The 16,216-nt window shown below is 59.5% G+C and carries 8 protein-coding genes; 5 read left to right on the top strand and 3 right to left on the bottom strand.

Annotated elements, in window-relative coordinates:
• The first annotated feature begins 152 nt into the window (after positions 1-152).
• From Q5H89_RS09240 to Q5H89_RS09230, 3 genes are all read left to right on the top strand, one after another.
• A complete protein-coding gene (locus tag Q5H89_RS09240) occupies positions 153-3,653 on the top strand; it encodes a nitrate reductase (RefSeq protein ID WP_305019015.1) in 3,501 nt (1,166 codons plus the stop codon).
• Positions 3,654-3,678: 25 nt separating this feature from the next.
• Positions 3,679-5,181 carry a rubredoxin gene (locus tag Q5H89_RS09235; protein ID WP_305019014.1) on the top strand — a complete coding sequence of 501 codons (1,503 nt, stop codon included), beginning with the start codon at positions 3,679-3,681 and terminating at the stop codon, positions 5,179-5,181.
• A 142-nt stretch (positions 5,182-5,323) separates the two neighbouring features.
• Positions 5,324-6,019, top strand: a complete 696-nt coding sequence (locus Q5H89_RS09230; RefSeq protein ID WP_369810650.1) for a precorrin-2 dehydrogenase/sirohydrochlorin ferrochelatase family protein — start codon at positions 5,324-5,326, stop codon at positions 6,017-6,019.
• Positions 6,020-6,101: 82 nt separating this feature from the next.
• Here Q5H89_RS09230 and Q5H89_RS09225 read toward each other — a convergent pair whose 3' ends face one another.
• The 3 genes from Q5H89_RS09225 to Q5H89_RS09215 form a co-directional block, all read right to left on the bottom strand.
• Positions 6,102-7,115 carry a polysaccharide deacetylase family protein gene (locus Q5H89_RS09225; RefSeq protein ID WP_305019013.1) on the bottom strand — a complete coding sequence of 338 codons (1,014 nt, stop codon included), beginning with the start codon at positions 7,113-7,115 and terminating at the stop codon, positions 6,102-6,104.
• Positions 7,108-8,733 carry a glycosyltransferase gene (locus tag Q5H89_RS09220; protein WP_305019012.1) on the bottom strand — a complete coding sequence of 542 codons (1,626 nt, stop codon included), beginning with the start codon at positions 8,731-8,733 and terminating at the stop codon, positions 7,108-7,110. Before Q5H89_RS09220 ends, Q5H89_RS09225 begins: the two co-directional genes overlap by 8 nt.
• Positions 8,734-8,938: 205 nt before the next feature.
• Complete coding sequence (locus Q5H89_RS09215; protein WP_305019011.1) at positions 8,939-10,033, bottom strand: glycosyltransferase family 2 protein; 1,095 nt, start codon at positions 10,031-10,033, stop codon at positions 8,939-8,941.
• Positions 10,034-10,469: 436 nt separating this feature from the next.
• Between Q5H89_RS09215 and rpsA the strand changes: the two genes are divergently transcribed.
• Together rpsA and Q5H89_RS09205 are read left to right on the top strand one after the other, a co-directional pair.
• Positions 10,470-12,353: a 30S ribosomal protein S1 gene (gene rpsA / locus Q5H89_RS09210; RefSeq protein WP_305019010.1), complete on the top strand. Its 1,884-nt coding sequence runs from the start codon at positions 10,470-10,472 to the stop codon at positions 12,351-12,353.
• Between the two features lie 158 nt (positions 12,354-12,511).
• On the top strand, positions 12,512-16,180 hold the full coding sequence (locus tag Q5H89_RS09205) for an alpha-amylase family glycosyl hydrolase (protein ID WP_305019009.1): 3,669 nt from the start codon (positions 12,512-12,514) through the stop codon (positions 16,178-16,180).
• The last annotated feature ends 36 nt before the right edge of the window (positions 16,181-16,216 follow it).

Raw genomic sequence — 16,216 nt, 5'->3', positions numbered from 1 at the left:
AGCGAAGCATCTCGCTCGCTTCAGTGGATTAATCAACCCTAACGTTAGCACGCGAGATGCTTCGCTACGCTCTGCATGACAGACGATTAATATAAATCGCTACTGTCTGTGCAGGTCAGGAAACTCCCTTATAAACCACCAATTTTCCTGTTATGTCCACCTCGTCCGCCGCCTCGCCATCCATCTGCTGCTACTGCGGGGTAGGCTGCGGGGTGCTGGTGCAGCCCGAAAAGAACGGCGACGTAACGGTAACCGGCAACCCTGCTTACCCGGTCAATAAAGGTGCGCTGTGCAGCAAGGGCCTGAACCTGCAATACACCGTCAACGACCGCTCGGACCGCCTGCTGCACCCGCAGATGCGCTACGGCAAAAACCACCCCTTGCAGCGCGTGAGCTGGGACGAGGCCCTGGCGCGCACGGCGGCGGTGTTCAAGACGTTCATCGACCAATACGGGCCCGATTCGGTGGCGTTTTACGCCTCGGGCCAGTGCCTTACCGAGGAGTATTACGTGCTCAATAAGCTCATGAAGGGCTTTATTGGCAGCAATAACCTCGATACCAACTCGCGCCTGTGCATGAGCAGCGCCGTGGTGGGCTACAAAATGGCGCTGGGCGAAGACAGCGTGCCCGTGTGCTACGACGACCTTGAGCTGGCCGACTGCCTGCTGGTGGCCGGCGCCAACCCCGCCTGGTGCCACCCCATTTTGTGGCGCCGCGTGGAGGCCCACAAGGCCGCAAACCCGGCCACCAAAATCATCGTTATCGACCCGCGCGCCACCGACTCTACGGCGCTGGCCGACGTGCATTTGCAGCTCATCCCCGGCACCGACGTGGTGCTGCTGCAAGCCCTGGCCAGGGTGCTCATTGAAAACGGCGATATCGACCTGGCGTTTATCGGGCAGCACGCCGAGGGCTTCGAAGCTTACCGCGACATCGTGCTGGCGCGCCCGCTGGCCGAGTCGGCCCAGCTGTGCGGCGTGCCGGAGGCAACTATCCACTTGGCTGCCAGCTACCTCGGCGGTGCCAAAGCCTTCCTCTCGATGTGGACGATGGGGCTGAACCAGAGCGCCGTGGGCGTTGATAAAAACCTGGCGCTGTTAAATCTGCACCTCATCACGGGCCAGATTGGGCGGCCCGGCGCGGGGCCGCTCTCGCTCACGGGCCAGCCCAATGCCATGGGCGGGCGCGAGGTGGGCGGCCTCAGCAACCTGCTGCCCGCGCACCGCAACCTGGCTAGCCCCGCCCACCGCGCCGAGGTGCAGCAGTTCTGGGGCAGCGGGCCGCTGGCCGCCACGCCCGGCTACACGGCCACCGAAATGTTTGAGGCCCTGGCCGATGGCCGCCTCAAAGCCATCTGGATACTCTGCACCAACCCGCTCACCAGCCTGCCCAATGCGCGCCAGGCCGAAGCGGCCCTGGCCAAGGCCAAATTCGTGGTGGTACAGGAAATCAGCAACCAGCCCGAAACGCTGGCTTATGCCGACGTTATCCTGCCCGCCGCCGCCTGGGCCGAAAAGGAAGGCACCATGACCAACTCGGAGCGCCGCATCAGCCACCTGGCCAAGGTGGTAGCCGCGCCCGGCGAGGCCTTGCCCGATGCCGAAATTATCTGCCGCTTTGCGCGGGCCATGGGCTTTAGCGGCTTCGACTACCCTAGCCCGGCGGCTATCTATGAGGAACATGCGCGCCTCACGGCCGGCACCACGCTCGATATTTCGGGGCTGACTTACCGCATTTTGCAGGAGCGCGGCTCGGTGCAGTGGCCCTACCGGGCCAGCCAGCCCGTGCCCGATACGGCCCGATTGTTTACCGACCGGCAGTTTTATACGCCCTCGCGCCGGGCCGTCATTCACCCGGTGCAGGCCGCGTTTCGCAGCGAAGCGCCCGACGAGGATTTTCCCTTCATCCTCACTACCGGCCGCATCCGCGACCAGTGGCACACGATGACCAAAACGGGCAAAGTCAGCAAGCTCAACCAGCACAGCCCGCAGGCTTTTGTAGAGCTGCACCCGCACGATGCGGCGGCGCTGGGCGTGGCCGAGGGCGACCTGGTAACGGTGCAGTCGCGCCGGGGCGAGGTGCGCGTGGCGGCGCGGCTCTCGGCAGGCATCCGGCCGGGCATGGTGTTTCTGCCCATGCACTGGGGCAAGCAGCTAGGCTCCGATTTGAACCGGGCTAACAACGTGACCGCCGGCGCGCTCGACCCCGTTTCCAAGGAGCCCGATTTTAAGTTTTGCGCCGTGCAGGTGGCCAAGTATGCCAAGCCCCGGCAGCGCATAGTTATCGTTGGGGCGGGCGCGGGGGCGCACGGCTTCGTGCGCTCGTATCGCGAAGTCAATCAAGACGATACCATCACCATTTTCAGCAAGGAAGACCAGCCGTTTTACAACCGCGTGATGCTGCCCGACTACATCAGCGGCCACCAAAGCTGGGCGCAGCTGATTAAAATGCAGGACCACGAGGAGCCGGCCCACGCCATAGCCCTGCGGCGCGGCGTGCACGTGACGGAGGTCAACCGCGCCGAGAAATACGTGGTTGACTCGCTGGGCCAGCGCACTGCCTACGACGTGCTTATCCTGGCCACCGGCAGCCGGGCGGCGGTGCCGCGCGGCGTGCCCACGCTGCCCGGCATCTTCACCATGCGCAGCCGCGCCGATGCCGACAGCTTCAGGCAGCACCTGCCCGGGCAGGCGCACGTGGTGATAGTGGGCGGCGGCCTGCTAGGCCTCGAAATGGCCGCTTCGTTGCGCGAGGCCGGCACGCGGGTCACCATTATCCAGCGCATTTCGCGCTTTCTCGACCGGCAGCTCGATGCGCTGGGCAGCCAGCTTTTGCAGGAAGAAATGGTGGACCAGGGCTGCGACCTTTACTTCAACGACGAGGTGGAGCTGTACTACGGCCGCGCCCGCCTCACTGGCGTGGGCCTCAAAAGCGGCCGCCGCCTCGCCTGCGACGCCCTTATTCTGGCCATCGGCACCGTGCCTAATAGCGAGCTGGCCCGCGAAAGCGGGCTAGCCTGCCAGCGTGGCGTAGTGGTGAATGCCCACCTGCAAACCAGCGACCCGAGCGTGTTTGCGCTGGGCGAAATTGCCGAGTTTAGGGGCGTGCTCTACGGCATCACGGCGGCCGCCGAGCAGCAGGCGGCCGTGCTGGCGCGCTACCTCAGCGGCGACGTGGCGAGCCAGTACCGCGGCAGCACGTTTATGAACATCATCAAGATTCACGGCTTCGACCTGTGCAGCATCGGCCTGCCCGAATGCCCTAACAGCACTGATTACGAAGAAATTGTCTTTATCGACAAGGCCAAGCGCTACTACAAGAAATGCATTATCCATCAGGACCGCCTGGTGGGCGCCATCCTCATCGGCGATAAAAACGAGTTTCAGGAATACCGCGACCTCATTGCCAACCGCACCGAGCTGAGCGAGAAGCGCCTCCAGCTGCTACGCAGCGGCGGGCCAGCCACGCCCGTGCTCGGCAAGCTGGTGTGCAGCTGCAACGGCGTGGGCGCCGACAACCTGCGCCAGGCCATTGCCGGCGGTTGCAACTCGCTCAAGGAGCTGTGCGCCAGCACCGGCGCGGGCACCGGCTGCGGCTCGTGCCGCCCCGAGGTGCAGCGCCTGCTGGAAGAAAGCTTGGTAACGGTGAGCTAGCCCTGCGCCAAAAATCGTTTACTTCATGTCCAACACCCACCTTGTCAAGATAAACCTGCCCGGCGGCATTGTGTCGGCCGGCGATTTGCTCACCATCCTGGAAGCGGCCGAGCGCGCGCAGGTCGAGCAGGTGCAGTTCGGCAACCGCCAGCAGCTCTTTTTTGAGGTGGGCGCTGAGTACCGGCGCGGGCTGCTGCACACGCTGGGCCAGGCGGGCCTTGCGTGCGAGGTCGATGCCGATAAGTACCCCAATATCAGCAGCTCCTACGTGGTGGAAGAGGTGTTTCACAATACGGCCTGGCTGCGCGAGGGCGTGTACCGCGACATTCTGGACCTCTTCGACTACCAGCCGCAGCTGAAAATCAACCTCATCGACCGGCACCAGACGTTCATTCCGTTCTTCACCGGCAACCTCAACTTCATCACCTCCGACGTTCCCAATTATTGGTACCTCTCCCTGCGCTTCCCCCAAACCAACGCCGTGTATTGCTGGCCCAGCCTCGTGTACTCGGAGGATATTCCGGGCCTGAGCCGGGCCGTGGAATGGGCCATTTTTGCGAATAAGGATAAATTTTATGACCAGCCGGCGGCCGATGGCGCGCTGCTGCACCGCCTCGTGAGCGCCAGCCAACGCTTTAGCACGCAGCCCCTTCCCGCGCCGCTCAGCCTGCCCGATTTTACGCTGCCTTACTACGAAGGCTTCAACCGCTACGGCAGCAAGCTGTGGCTGGGCATCTACCGGCGCGATGAGCAGTTTTCGGTAGCTTTTCTCAAAGACGTGTGCCAGGTGTGCCTGCACACGCGCCTCGGCCAGCTCTGCACCACGCCCTGGAAGTCGCTCATCATCAAGGGCATTGCCCTAGCCGACCGCCCGCCCTGGGATGCTGTGCTGCGCCGCCACCGCATCAACGTGCGCCACGCCGCCAACGAACTCAATTGGCAGGTTGAAGACCACTGCGCCCACGGCCTGGCCCTCAAGCACGAGCTGGTGCGCTATTTCAACGAGGAAGATGTGCGCACGTTTCAGCTCTGCTTCGCCATCAAAACGCAGCCCAAAACCGGCCTCTTCGGCTCCATCGTAGTGCGCCGCCATTTCGACAGCCTCACCCAAACCGGCCTGCACGCCGAGCAGTACGAAATCCTGCACACCCGCGATTTCAACCCTAACAGCAAGGATTTCCTCAGCTTCCGCAAAAAAGTGAGTCGCGAAAACCTACCCTGGTACCTCACCCAGCTCTGCGACCAGTTTTACGAGCAGCAGGCCGCCGCCAGCCTGCCCGCCGCCCCGCCCAGCGACGTGGCTAGCCCCACTCCTACCGCCCTGCCCGAACCGCCGGCCCTGCACCAGTGCCGCCGCTGCTTCACCGTTTACGATACTGCGTATGGTGATGCTGCCCAAGCTATTGCGCCCGGCACGCTGTTCGCGGCGCTAGCCAGTTATCATTGTCCGACCTGCGAGGCACCAGCCGATTTCTTTGTAGCGGTGCGCGCTCCGCATTTTCAACTCAGCGCGTTTCCTCTTGACTAGGGAATAAAGGAAAGAACGTCATGCTGAGCGCAGCGAAGCATCTCGCTCGCATTACTAGGGTAGGTAATTCAAACACACAAGCGAGATGCTTCGCTGCGCTCTGCATGACGTTCTTTGGTGAAGTATTACTTCCCGCCTCAAGATGCCCGACCAGAACCCCCTTTTCCCCGCCTTTCTCAAGCTCGAAAACCTACGCGTGCTGCTCGTGGGCGGCGGCAACGTGGGGCTCGAAAAACTCACCGCCATCCTGCGCAGCAGCCCCCAAACGGCCGTTACGGTAGTCAGCTTTTCGTTCCTGCCCGAGCTGCGGGCCCTAGCCGCCAGCCACTCCCGCCTCCGGCTCATCGAGCGCGGCTGGCTCGAAACTGACCTCGACGCCGCCGATATCGTCTTTGCCGCCACCGACGACCCGGCCCTGCACCGCCGCATCAAGGCCGCCGCCCGCGCCCGGCGCCTGCTCGTGAACGTGGCCGACACGCCCGACCTCTGCGACTTCTACCTTTCCTCAGTGGTGCAGAAGGGCCAGCTCAAAGTCGCCATCTCCACCAACGGCAAGTCGCCCACCGTGGCCAAGCGCGTGCGCGCCGTGCTCGAAGAAGCCCTGCCCGATGAGTTGGATGCGGTGTTGCAGCAAATGACCGTTATCCGGGGGCGGCTGGCCGGCGACTTTGCCGCCAAGGTCAAGGCCCTCAACGCCGTTACGGCCGGGCTAGCCGGCGGCCGGGCGTATGAGGCGCCGGCTACCCGGCGCTGGCGGTGGGTGGCCCTGGGGGCCCTGCTGGCTACGGGCACCCTGCTGGCAAGGCAATGGGAGCCCGCAAAAAAGCCCCAAGCATAGCCTGTGCTACCCCCTTGCCCTGCCGAGCTAACTTCGCCAGGCCCTGGCGGACTTTGCCAGCTCGCCAGGGCCTGGCGAAGAGCTATTGCCTGAACCAACGTTGCAGACGTTGGCTAAACTCGTTGCTTCCCCAGTTATTTACCTGAAACCTACTGAGTTGGTGCATATCTGACCGGGCCGTTACCACGCTGCCGCTGGTAGTGAATGCCGCCTCAAACCCCAGCTCCGCCGCCAAGGCGCTGGTTTCAGCGGCATAGTCGCCGTATGGATAGGCTAATAAGGGCAGCGGCCTGGCTAGCTGGCTGAGCGCCTGCCGGTTATGCAGCAGCTCATTTCTTTGCACAGCCAGCGGCTGGCTGCTCAGGGCCGGATGCGTAACCGTGTGAGCGCCAATACTGAGCAGCGGCGTGCGGCCCAGGTCGCTCACTTGCGCTGCCGACATCATCTGGTAGGCCGGGCGGGCAGTGGCCGGCCGGCCGGCCCAGATATTAAGCTGCCGCAGCAGGTGCTGCTGCCGGGCGTCGGGCAGCACTTTCAGCCGGCGCCATATTTCGTAAAACAAGGCAGCGCGCCGCGAAGGCGGCGCGCCCGTACCCACTCGCCACTGGCGGTGGCGCTGCCGCAAGCTGCTGGCAAGGTGTGCTTCCTCCTGCAAGTCGCCTGCCACCTGCTGCCCGTCGATGCTTACCGCTAACTGCCTGGGCAGGTGCTCCTGTAGCAAAAAAATAGCCTCCAGCTCATCCCACCAAAACTCCCGGGCCTGCCCCAGATGGCCAGTCGGAATGAAGAAGGTAGCCGGCAGCTGGTAGCGCTCCAGCAAGGGCTTGGCTACCCGATAGTTATCGCAATACCCATCGTCAAACGTGACGACGATGCTGCGCCGCTTCAGGTTTTTTTGCGCCAGCTGCGCCACCAGGTGCCCGGCCGGAATAACGAGGCCGGTTTGCCGTAGCACCCGTAGCTGCTGCTCAAAGTTGGCTGGGCTCACGGCCAGGTCCCACACATCCGTTTCCGGCTCAGCCACCCGATGATACATCAGTACCAGCGCCCGGGCCTCCGTGTAGGTACGCAGGCGCCGCAGAGCCGCCCTAAGCATTCGCGCGGGGCTTCACGGCCTTAATCGTATTAATTACCTGAAACTGTGGGTCGTAGTAATCCAGCTCTTCCTGCTTTACTTCGGAAAGCCCCATGCCGTAGAGAAAGGCAGTTGCCGCCCATACGTTGCCAAAGGAACCAACGGTAATTTCTGCATCGGCAAAAAACTCCCCCATAAGCCGCTTAAGCACTTTATCCGTAAACGACCAATACCAGGTAGCGCCCCATTCGTCGCGGTCAATGGGCGTCAGGCCCGGGGCAGTAAGCAGCAAAGTGCCGTCGGGCTTCAAAATCCGGTAGCACGTAGCCAGGGCCCCGCGAAAATCATAAATGAGGTGCAAGGTTTGAGTAAGGATAATGCAGTCAAACGCACCATCGGGCAGCTGCGGGGCGGCGCTCAAATCTCCCACAAACGTGGCCCGCGGATTTGTGTCATCGATGTGCAGAATATCGCTGGTGTACCCTCCGGCAGCCCCGTACTGCGTAGTATAGGCATTGTCCCCTATTTCCAGCACCCGCCCCCGAATGCTAGGCGCCTCACGAGCCAAAAAGCGCTCGATATAGTAGCGGTCTACCGGGCCGCCCCGGCTATAGCCAAAATCCCGGCTGAAAGGCTGGAGGCGACGAAAATCTCCTCCCTCCACCTCCCCAACTGGTGGCACCCAATACGTGTGGGGGCTGAGGCGCCGTAAGCTACGGACTGCCGCCGTCGGCAGCATTTTTTTCAGGGTTGCTTTTACGGCAGCTTTCATAATACCTGTATTATAGCCAATGCCAGCCCGGGGTGAGTACTTCGCAAAGAACAACATGGCGGGCCAATAAGCCATTGACCTGCTTGCTGCTAGGGCCGCCCGCAGCTCAGCGCTGTAATAGGCCTTCCAAAAGTGCACGCCGTTGTAGTAGGCCTCCTTTTCTGCTGGGTTTCGCAGTGCTGCTCGCTGGCGGCCCAGCACCTGCAATGCCCCGCCTAGCATAGCAGGGATGGCAGCCGACATGCCCGCCGTATGAATACGGTAAGCGGCCAGCGGCTGCTTATGCTGCCCAACCGGATGATGATACGCGATTCTTAAGTATAAATCATAATCTTCGCAAGTATGCAAAGATGTATCGAAGGCGAAATCAGTCATTACCCACCTCCGAAACATTACCGTTGCAATCATTGCAATGAAATTGCCTTTAGCGAGTAAATCCAAATAAGGCTTGTCGGAAGGCGGCGGCAACATAGTTACCTGTTTGCCATTTTCCCGCGCAGCCACATACGCACCATAGCAGAAAGCCCATTCGGGGTGCTGTTGTAGAAGCGCCGCATTAATTGCCAATGCTTCCGGAAGAAGCCAATCATCAGCATCCAAAAAAACCAGATATTCACCAGTGCTTTGGGCAATGCCCCTATTGCGAGCAGCCGAAAGCCCTTGGTTTTTTTGATATACATACCTGACTTGCGGATAACGCCTTGCTATTTCTTGAGTGTTATCAGTTGAGCCATCGTCTACAACTACTATTTCAATTGCCTGATACGTTTGCTGCAATACGCTGTCAATAGCTTGGGCCAGAAAATGCCCATAATTAAAGCAGGGTATAACAACTGCCACTACCGGCATTTCAGGGGCAAAAGACATAGCAAATTTTACTCAAAAGATAAATAGGTCACTACAGCCAGATTTGGTAAAATAACCATTCAGTTAAAAAAATCGCTAATTTATTCTGCTTTAAAGGTGAGCCATATTTAATTCACCTACACAGTTTATTTGCTCGCTCAAAATTTAATTCATGAAGCAGCCAGGTATTTTTGCTATACTAATTACTCAGCCATAAATAAAATTCTTATTCATGGCTGAGTAAAAAAGTTCTTCTCAAGCGCACCAGGGCTGTTTTAATTTTTTCATAGCGCCCAAAACCCCGTAGGAGAAATTTAGCAAGCTCCTTGTAAACTCTTATATCATTGCTCATGAGCAGCGCGCCCTTTGCTTGAATTATGGCTGCGCTACGATTGGTGCGATATAGGGAGCCCGCCAGCGCCACACAATACAGAGCGTATTCCAACCTGGATTCCCGCTTTACTTCTACGCGTTTTTCTGCGGGTAAATACGACTGCATTATATCAATTATTTTAATAACGTCGTATATATTACGCCCGGTTAGAATAGATTGTTTTGTAATACTGTTTTCCGTATAGTATCTGTATTTTGCGAAGTAGCGTGGCGAATAAGCAATCGGGAAATGCGCCGAAATTCTGGTCCACATTTCCCTATCCTCGCCATAGTGAACTGCGTAAAACCCACCAAGTTGTTCATAAACACTACGTTTTACCACAATTGCTGGTGGCTGCACAAGCAGCTGCTTGGCATTTTGAACAAGAAAATCATCCAAAATACATGTGTCGGCACTAAGTTTCTTGTGCAAATACATAAGCTTGCCGTCGCTTTGCACATGAGCTATATTCGTAAAGGCGGCTCCCGCTTCGGGAAATTTATTGAAAAGCTGGTTTATCTCGGCATAAAAGCCGGGCATTATCTGGTCATCCCCGTGCAGCAAATGCACTAAATGCCCAACTGAGCGATTCAGGCAGGTTTCAAAATTGCGCAGGCTACCCTGGTTTTCAGACTGGCGGTAGTACTCTATTCTGTCTCCTGCTATTTCCCTTACTAATGCCTCAATATCACCGTCCGTGCTACAGTCGTCGATAACCGCAATCTGCATTTGCTCAGGACCAGCATCCTGCTTCAAAACGCATTCCAACGTTTCCCGCAAATAATTTATGCAATTATATACCGGAATCATAACTGACCATAGAGGTCGGCTAATATTTTTCGGAACAGTATTAATTACAGGTGGCGTGCTAGGGATTCGCTCACGTGGAGCCTCGAAATCTTTATGATTCGGCTCCGTAGCAGTCGAACAGTCAGTAGTTTGTATCATATAAGTATAGTATTTTATTTACTCAGAGCAGAAACTCCCATTAGCGGGAAATGAGAATTTTACGGGAAATGTAAGCACTTAAAAGTGAAATTTGAAGTCAGGCAGCAAAGTATCCGAATTGCCGCTAAATAAAATTTCTCCTAAACACTCATTAATTAATTTTTATAAATATTTACAATTATAATAATTAAAATTTTAAAGCAATTGCGCTTATCTCAACACTTGCCAGCAACACGCTCCTGTTTGCGAATGCCGAATCAGGGCGGGTGCTGTTTCGTTGAAACATGCTGAGCAATAGTTTTTCTGCCTGATACTCCGTACCTTTGCGGCCCTGTCAAGGCGGCAGGTCGGGGGCTAGGGCCTTCGGAACCAACCCAAAATGCGCTCCGCCCTGGGTTCCGGCGGTGGCGTTCAGTAGTTTAGGAACCCGCACTACATGGCAGAATTGGTTGACGATTTCGACTGGGACAATGTCGGAGCCAGCGGCTTTGGCGGTAACTACAACGCCGAGCAGCGCGCCGAGCTGGAAAAGCTTTACGGCGACACCCTCACCACCGTACAGGAGGAAGAGGTAATTAAAGGCACCGTGGTGGGCATCACCGACCGCGATGTTATCCTGAACATCGGCTTCAAATCGGATGGCCTCGTGCCACTGAGCGAATTCCGTGACCTGCCCGACCTGAAGGTTGGTGACGAGGTTGACGTATTCATCGAAGACCAGGAGGATGCCAACGGCCAGCTCATCCTGAGCCGTAAGAAAGCTAAAATCAAGCAGGCCTGGAACGCTATTTACGCGGCTCTGGAGAATGATACCGTGCTGGAAGGCGTGGTGAAGCGCCGCACCAAAGGCGGCCTCATCATGGAGATGGATGGCGTAGAGGCCTTCCTCCCCGGCTCGCAGATTGACGTGAAGCCCATCCGCGACTTTGACATTTATGTTGGTCGCCGCATGGAAGTGAAAGTGGTGAAAATCAATGCCGCTTTCGACAACGTGGTTGTTTCGCACAAAGTCCTCATCGAGAAGGACCTCGAGCAGCAGCGCGAAGCCATCCTGAACAACCTCGAAAAAGGTCAGATTCTGGAAGGCAACATCAAGAACATGACCAACTTCGGCGTGTTCATCGACCTCGGCGGTGTCGATGGTCTGCTGCATATCACGGATATTTCGTGGGGCCGCATCGCTCACCCGAGCGAAGCACTGCAGCTCGACCAGAAACTCAACGTGGTGGTGCTGGACTTCGACGAAGCCAAGAAGCGTATTTCGCTGGGCTTGAAGCAGCTGACGCCTCACCCATGGGATTCGCTGCCGGCCGACCTCGGCCCCGGCTCGCGCGTACAGGGCCGCATCGTGAACGTAGCCGACTACGGCGCGTTTATGGAAGTGGTACCGGGCGTTGAAGGCCTCATCCACGTTTCGGAAATGAGCTGGAGCCAGCACCTGCGCAACCCGCAGGACTTCATCAAGCAGGGCGACACGGTAGAGGCAGTAGTACTGACCCTCGACCGCGAAGACCGCAAGATGAGCCTGGGCATCAAGCAACTGACCGAAGACCCGTGGACCCGCGGCGACTTCGCTGAGAAGTTTGCTGTCGGCACCAAGCACAGCGGTGCCGTGCGCAACCTGACCAACTTCGGCCTGTTCGTAGAGTTGGAAGAAGGTGTAGATGGCCTCGTGCACGTATCGGACCTGTCGTGGACCAAGAAAATTAAGCACCCCTCAGAGGTGGTTAAGGTTGGCGACAAGCTCGACGTAGTCGTGCTGGAACTGGACATGAGCGCTCGCCGCCTGGCCCTGGGCGTGAAGCAGCTGGAGGAAAACCCCTGGGATACCTTCCAGACGGTGTTCACCCCTGGCTCGGTGCACAAGGCTACCATCACCGAGAAGTCGGACCGTGGTGCAGTGCTCGAATTGCCCTACGGCATCGAGGGCTTCGCTTACCCCAAAGGCTTGGTGAAAGAAGATGGCTCGAACGCCGAAAACGGCGAGCAGCTGGACTTCCGCGTTACGGAGTTCTCGAAGGATGACCGTCGCATTGTGCTCTCGCACACCGCGGTGTACAACAAAGAGGACGAAAGCAACCGCACCACCAACTCGAAGTTTGCCAAGAAGGCCCCCGCTGGCGGTGCTACCCAAGGCGAAGGCAAATTGAGCGACCTCAAGAAGCCCGCTGAGAAGAACACCCTCGGCGACCTCGACGCCCTGAGCGCGCTGCGCGACCAGCTTGCTGGCGCCGAGCGCCAGGCTGGCGAAGACAAGCTGAAGGCTCGTCAGGATGCTCCCGCCGCTGGCGCTGCTCCCGACAATGCGGAGATTGCCTAAACGCTAGACACAGGTTGAAACAAAAAGCCCCGGCCGCAAGGTCGGGGCTTTTTTGTGCGCGTTTTCAGCAAATTGTCGGGCTAGCCAGCTATTGGCACTTGCACCGGCTAGGTGGGGAAATTAAATTTGTAATCCTCTTTCTCCCACCTGTTTACTTGATGAAGAAATTATACGCTACGGGTTTATTGCTGGCCGGGCTGCTGCTTAATGGCCTAGCGGCTGGCGCCCAAACCACCGTGAAGCGTGTGGTGCTGCAAGGCTTTTGGTGGGACTACTACAACGGCAATTACCCGTTTAAGTGGGCCGACTACCTGGCCGAGCTAGCCCCCCGCCTGAAGGCCATGGGCGTGGATGCCGTCTGGATTCCGCCCACGCCCAAGAACAAGAACGCCACCAATGACGTGGGCTATTCGCCCTTCGACCAGTACGACCTCGGCGATAAGTACCAGAAAGGGTCGGCCCGCACGCGCTTTGGCTCGAAAGACGAGTTTTTGCGCATGGTGGCCGTGCTGCACGCCAATGGCATTGAGGTAATTCAGGATGTGGTGCTGAACCATACCGACGGTGCGGGCACCGTAGATGGCTCGGCGGGCCAGGACCCGGAGCCGGACTATTCGCTGAAAACGAATAGTGGCTATAAAACCTTCCGCTACAGCTCATTTGGCACGCCGGTGCCCGAGGTGGGCGACAACGGCGCGGCTTACGCGGCCCGCCAGGGCCGCTGGCCGAAAAACTACCCCAACTTCCACCCGCAACTGGGGCATAATACCAGCAGCGGCGACATGGCGGCGCCGTATTTTGGCCCCGACTTCTGCTACGGCAACGACGGGGGCAACGATGGCTACGGTCCGCTCAGCCCCAACTACTTAGCGTTGTACCCGGGGGCTTACAACCCGACCCAGAGCCAGGGCTACAGCCAGAACCAGGCCCGCAGCTGGGTGGTGTGGATGAAGAAGCAAACCGGCGTGGACGGTTTTCGCTGGGATGCGGTGAAGCACTTCAGCTACAACACACAGCAGGATTTGAGCTACAACCTCAAATACAACGCGGGCTGGGCGAGCGCGGGCGAGCGGATGTTCAACGTGGGCGAGTTTGTGGGCGGTGCGTCGGACATGGATAACTACATCACGACGATGAAGGGCCAGAACGGCGGCACCGACTTTCTGATGGGCACTTTCGACTTTAGCCTGCGTGGGGCGATTTATGGCATGGTAAGCGGCAACGGCGGTTATGACCTAGGTCAGATTCCGGGGCAGCAGCAGGGGCAGCGGGTGGCGTATTACAGCGGCTCCAACACCTACGTGCACCGCACGGCGCCTTTCGTGAATAACCACGACACTTTCCGGCCGCAGCTTGATGCCAATGGGAATTATACCGGCTGGAACAGCGGCGACGAGCTAGCGGCGCACATCGACCCGTTTGACGCGCGCCTGTCGGCGGCCTACGCCATTGCGTTTGCCGTGGATGGCAACCCGCACATCTACTTCGAGGACCTGTTTAACATTGGCGGCACGAGCAAGCGCTACTCGCACGTGCCGACCTCTACCACCGACCTCCCCACGCGCGACGACCTGGTGAACCTGCTCTGGTGCCATCAGCACCTCAATTTCAAGGATGGGGCTTATAAAGTGCCTTATACCTCGCCCGACCACCTCGTGATTGAGCGCAGCACCAAGGCGCTTATCGGCATCAACGACAGCTACGATACCTGGCAAAACAACACCGTGCGCACCGATTTTGCGGTGGGCACGCGACTGACGGACTACTCGGGCGCCAATGGCTCGGACGTGAAAACGGTGTTTCGGGGCAACGATGGCAATGCCTACGTGAACGTGAACACGCCGCCCTGCAACGGCACGGCCGCCTACGGCCGGCGTGGCTACTCGGTATGGGCCCCAGAGGGCCAGGGCAGTAGTACCTACGCGCCGGCCCGCGCCGCTACCACGAGCCAGGAATGGGAGATGGCCGACGACCTCGGCGACCGCAACTGCCAGAGCCTGGGCCAGGGCGGCCGCCTGCCCGACTATTCAACCAACCGCCGCCTGGTGGGCAAAATCTACGTACAGGCCGGCCAGCCCGTCACCTACGAGCTTTACCCGGAGGCTAGTGGCAATGCCAACAGCATCAGCGTGGGCCTGTATGACCTGCGCGGCAACCGCCTGAGCGCGGCCAGCGGCACGGCTTCGGCCATCGGCACTTACACGCCCGCCAACACCGGCTGGCTAGCCCTCAAAGCGCAGAATACCAGCGCCACCTATACCGGCCAGCGTTGCTTCGTGAAGGCTACTTACACCGCCCCCGCCGCCGTAGATACGCGCAGCGCTACGGCGCCGCTCAACACCGTGGCCATTTGGACCGGCAACGACGACAGCCCCGACCCTAGCGACTGCCGCAACTGGGAAAACGGCGTGACGCCCACTGCCACCACCGACGTGCTCGTGCCCGCCGGCGCGGCCCTCATGCCCAGCCTGGGTAGCGGTGTGCTGGCCGCCCACGACCTCACTATCGAGGCCGGTGCCAGCGTGACGCTAGCCCCTGGCACCAGCCTGCGCGTGGCCGGCAACTTCAACAACCAGGGCACGCTTAGCGGCGCTGGCCAGGTATTGTTTAATGGCAGCGGCGCGCAATCGCTCATCGGCAATACGGCTTTTTACAGCCTGCGCATTGCCAATGCGGCCGATGTGACGCTGCTCAGCCCCATTGCGGTGAGCGATACGCTGGCCCTGACTACCGGCCACTTGGTGGTAGATAACCAGGCGCTGACGCTGGGAGCCGGGGCCACCATCGCCGGGGCCGATGCCAGCCGCTACCTCATCACCCGCGACGACCCGGCCGGCCTGGGCTACGTGCGCCGGGCGGTGCCGGCCAGCGGCGTAGCGGTGAGCTTTCCGGTGGGCACCAGCAGCAGCTACGCGCCCGTATTGCTCAGCAATAAAGGGGCTGATGCCGATGTTAAGGTGCGCACCTTCAGCAGCTTGCTAGAGCATGGTACCAGCGGCGCGCCCTATGCCAACGCTAGCCGCTTCGTGAACCGGGCCTGGGAAATCTCGCCCCTCACCAGCGGCGCCGTGGTTGATGTGACGCTGCAATGGCCGGCCTCGGCCGAAAATGCCAGTTTCCAGCGGGCTAGCGCCAGCGTGTATCACAACGATAACACCAGCACCGGCACCTGGATGGCGCTGCCTAGTGCCGGCCTCACCGGCACCGACCCCTACCAGGTGACGGCCACCAGCGTGAGCAGCTTCTCCACGTTTGCCGTGGGTTCGGCTAGCCCGCTGCCCGTCACGCTAGTGCGCTTCGGCGCGCAGCGCACGGCGGCAGCGGCCGTAGCTGTGGACTGGGCCACGGCATCGGAGGTCAATTGCGCGCAGTTTGAAGTGGAGCGCTCAGTTGATGGCCGGCAATTTCAGCGCGTGGGCGCGCTGGCCTGCGCGGGTGGCCCGGGCCTGGCTCACAGCTACGCTTTCCGCGATGAGGCGGCCGCCGGTGCCTTCTACTACCGCCTGCGGCAGGTCGATACCGATGGCCGAAGCCAGTACAGCACCGTGGTGTACGTCAGCCAGTCGGCCGATACGGCGCTAGGCCTCAACGTGTTCCCCAACCCCACTACGGGCACAGTTACGCTGAGCGGATTACCCACGAACGTACCCGTTGCCCTGGGCCTCACCAACGCGATAGGCCAGCCCCTACTGGCAACCGGCGCCGGCTCGCTACCCACCGCTACCAACGCCTTGAACGCTGCGCTACGCGCCTGTGCCCCCGGCGTATACGTACTCACGGCCGAGGTAAACGGCCAGCGCCAGCACCTGAAAATCGTGAAACAATAGCCAGCCGGCGCAGAAAACTGCCGCTGGCCTTGGTCA

Source organism: Hymenobacter cheonanensis, assembly GCF_030581075.1.
Lineage (GTDB): Bacteria > Bacteroidota > Bacteroidia > Cytophagales > Hymenobacteraceae > Hymenobacter.
Note: the sequence above shows the minus strand (reverse complement) of the source record. Positions and strands in the feature narration are given on the sequence as shown.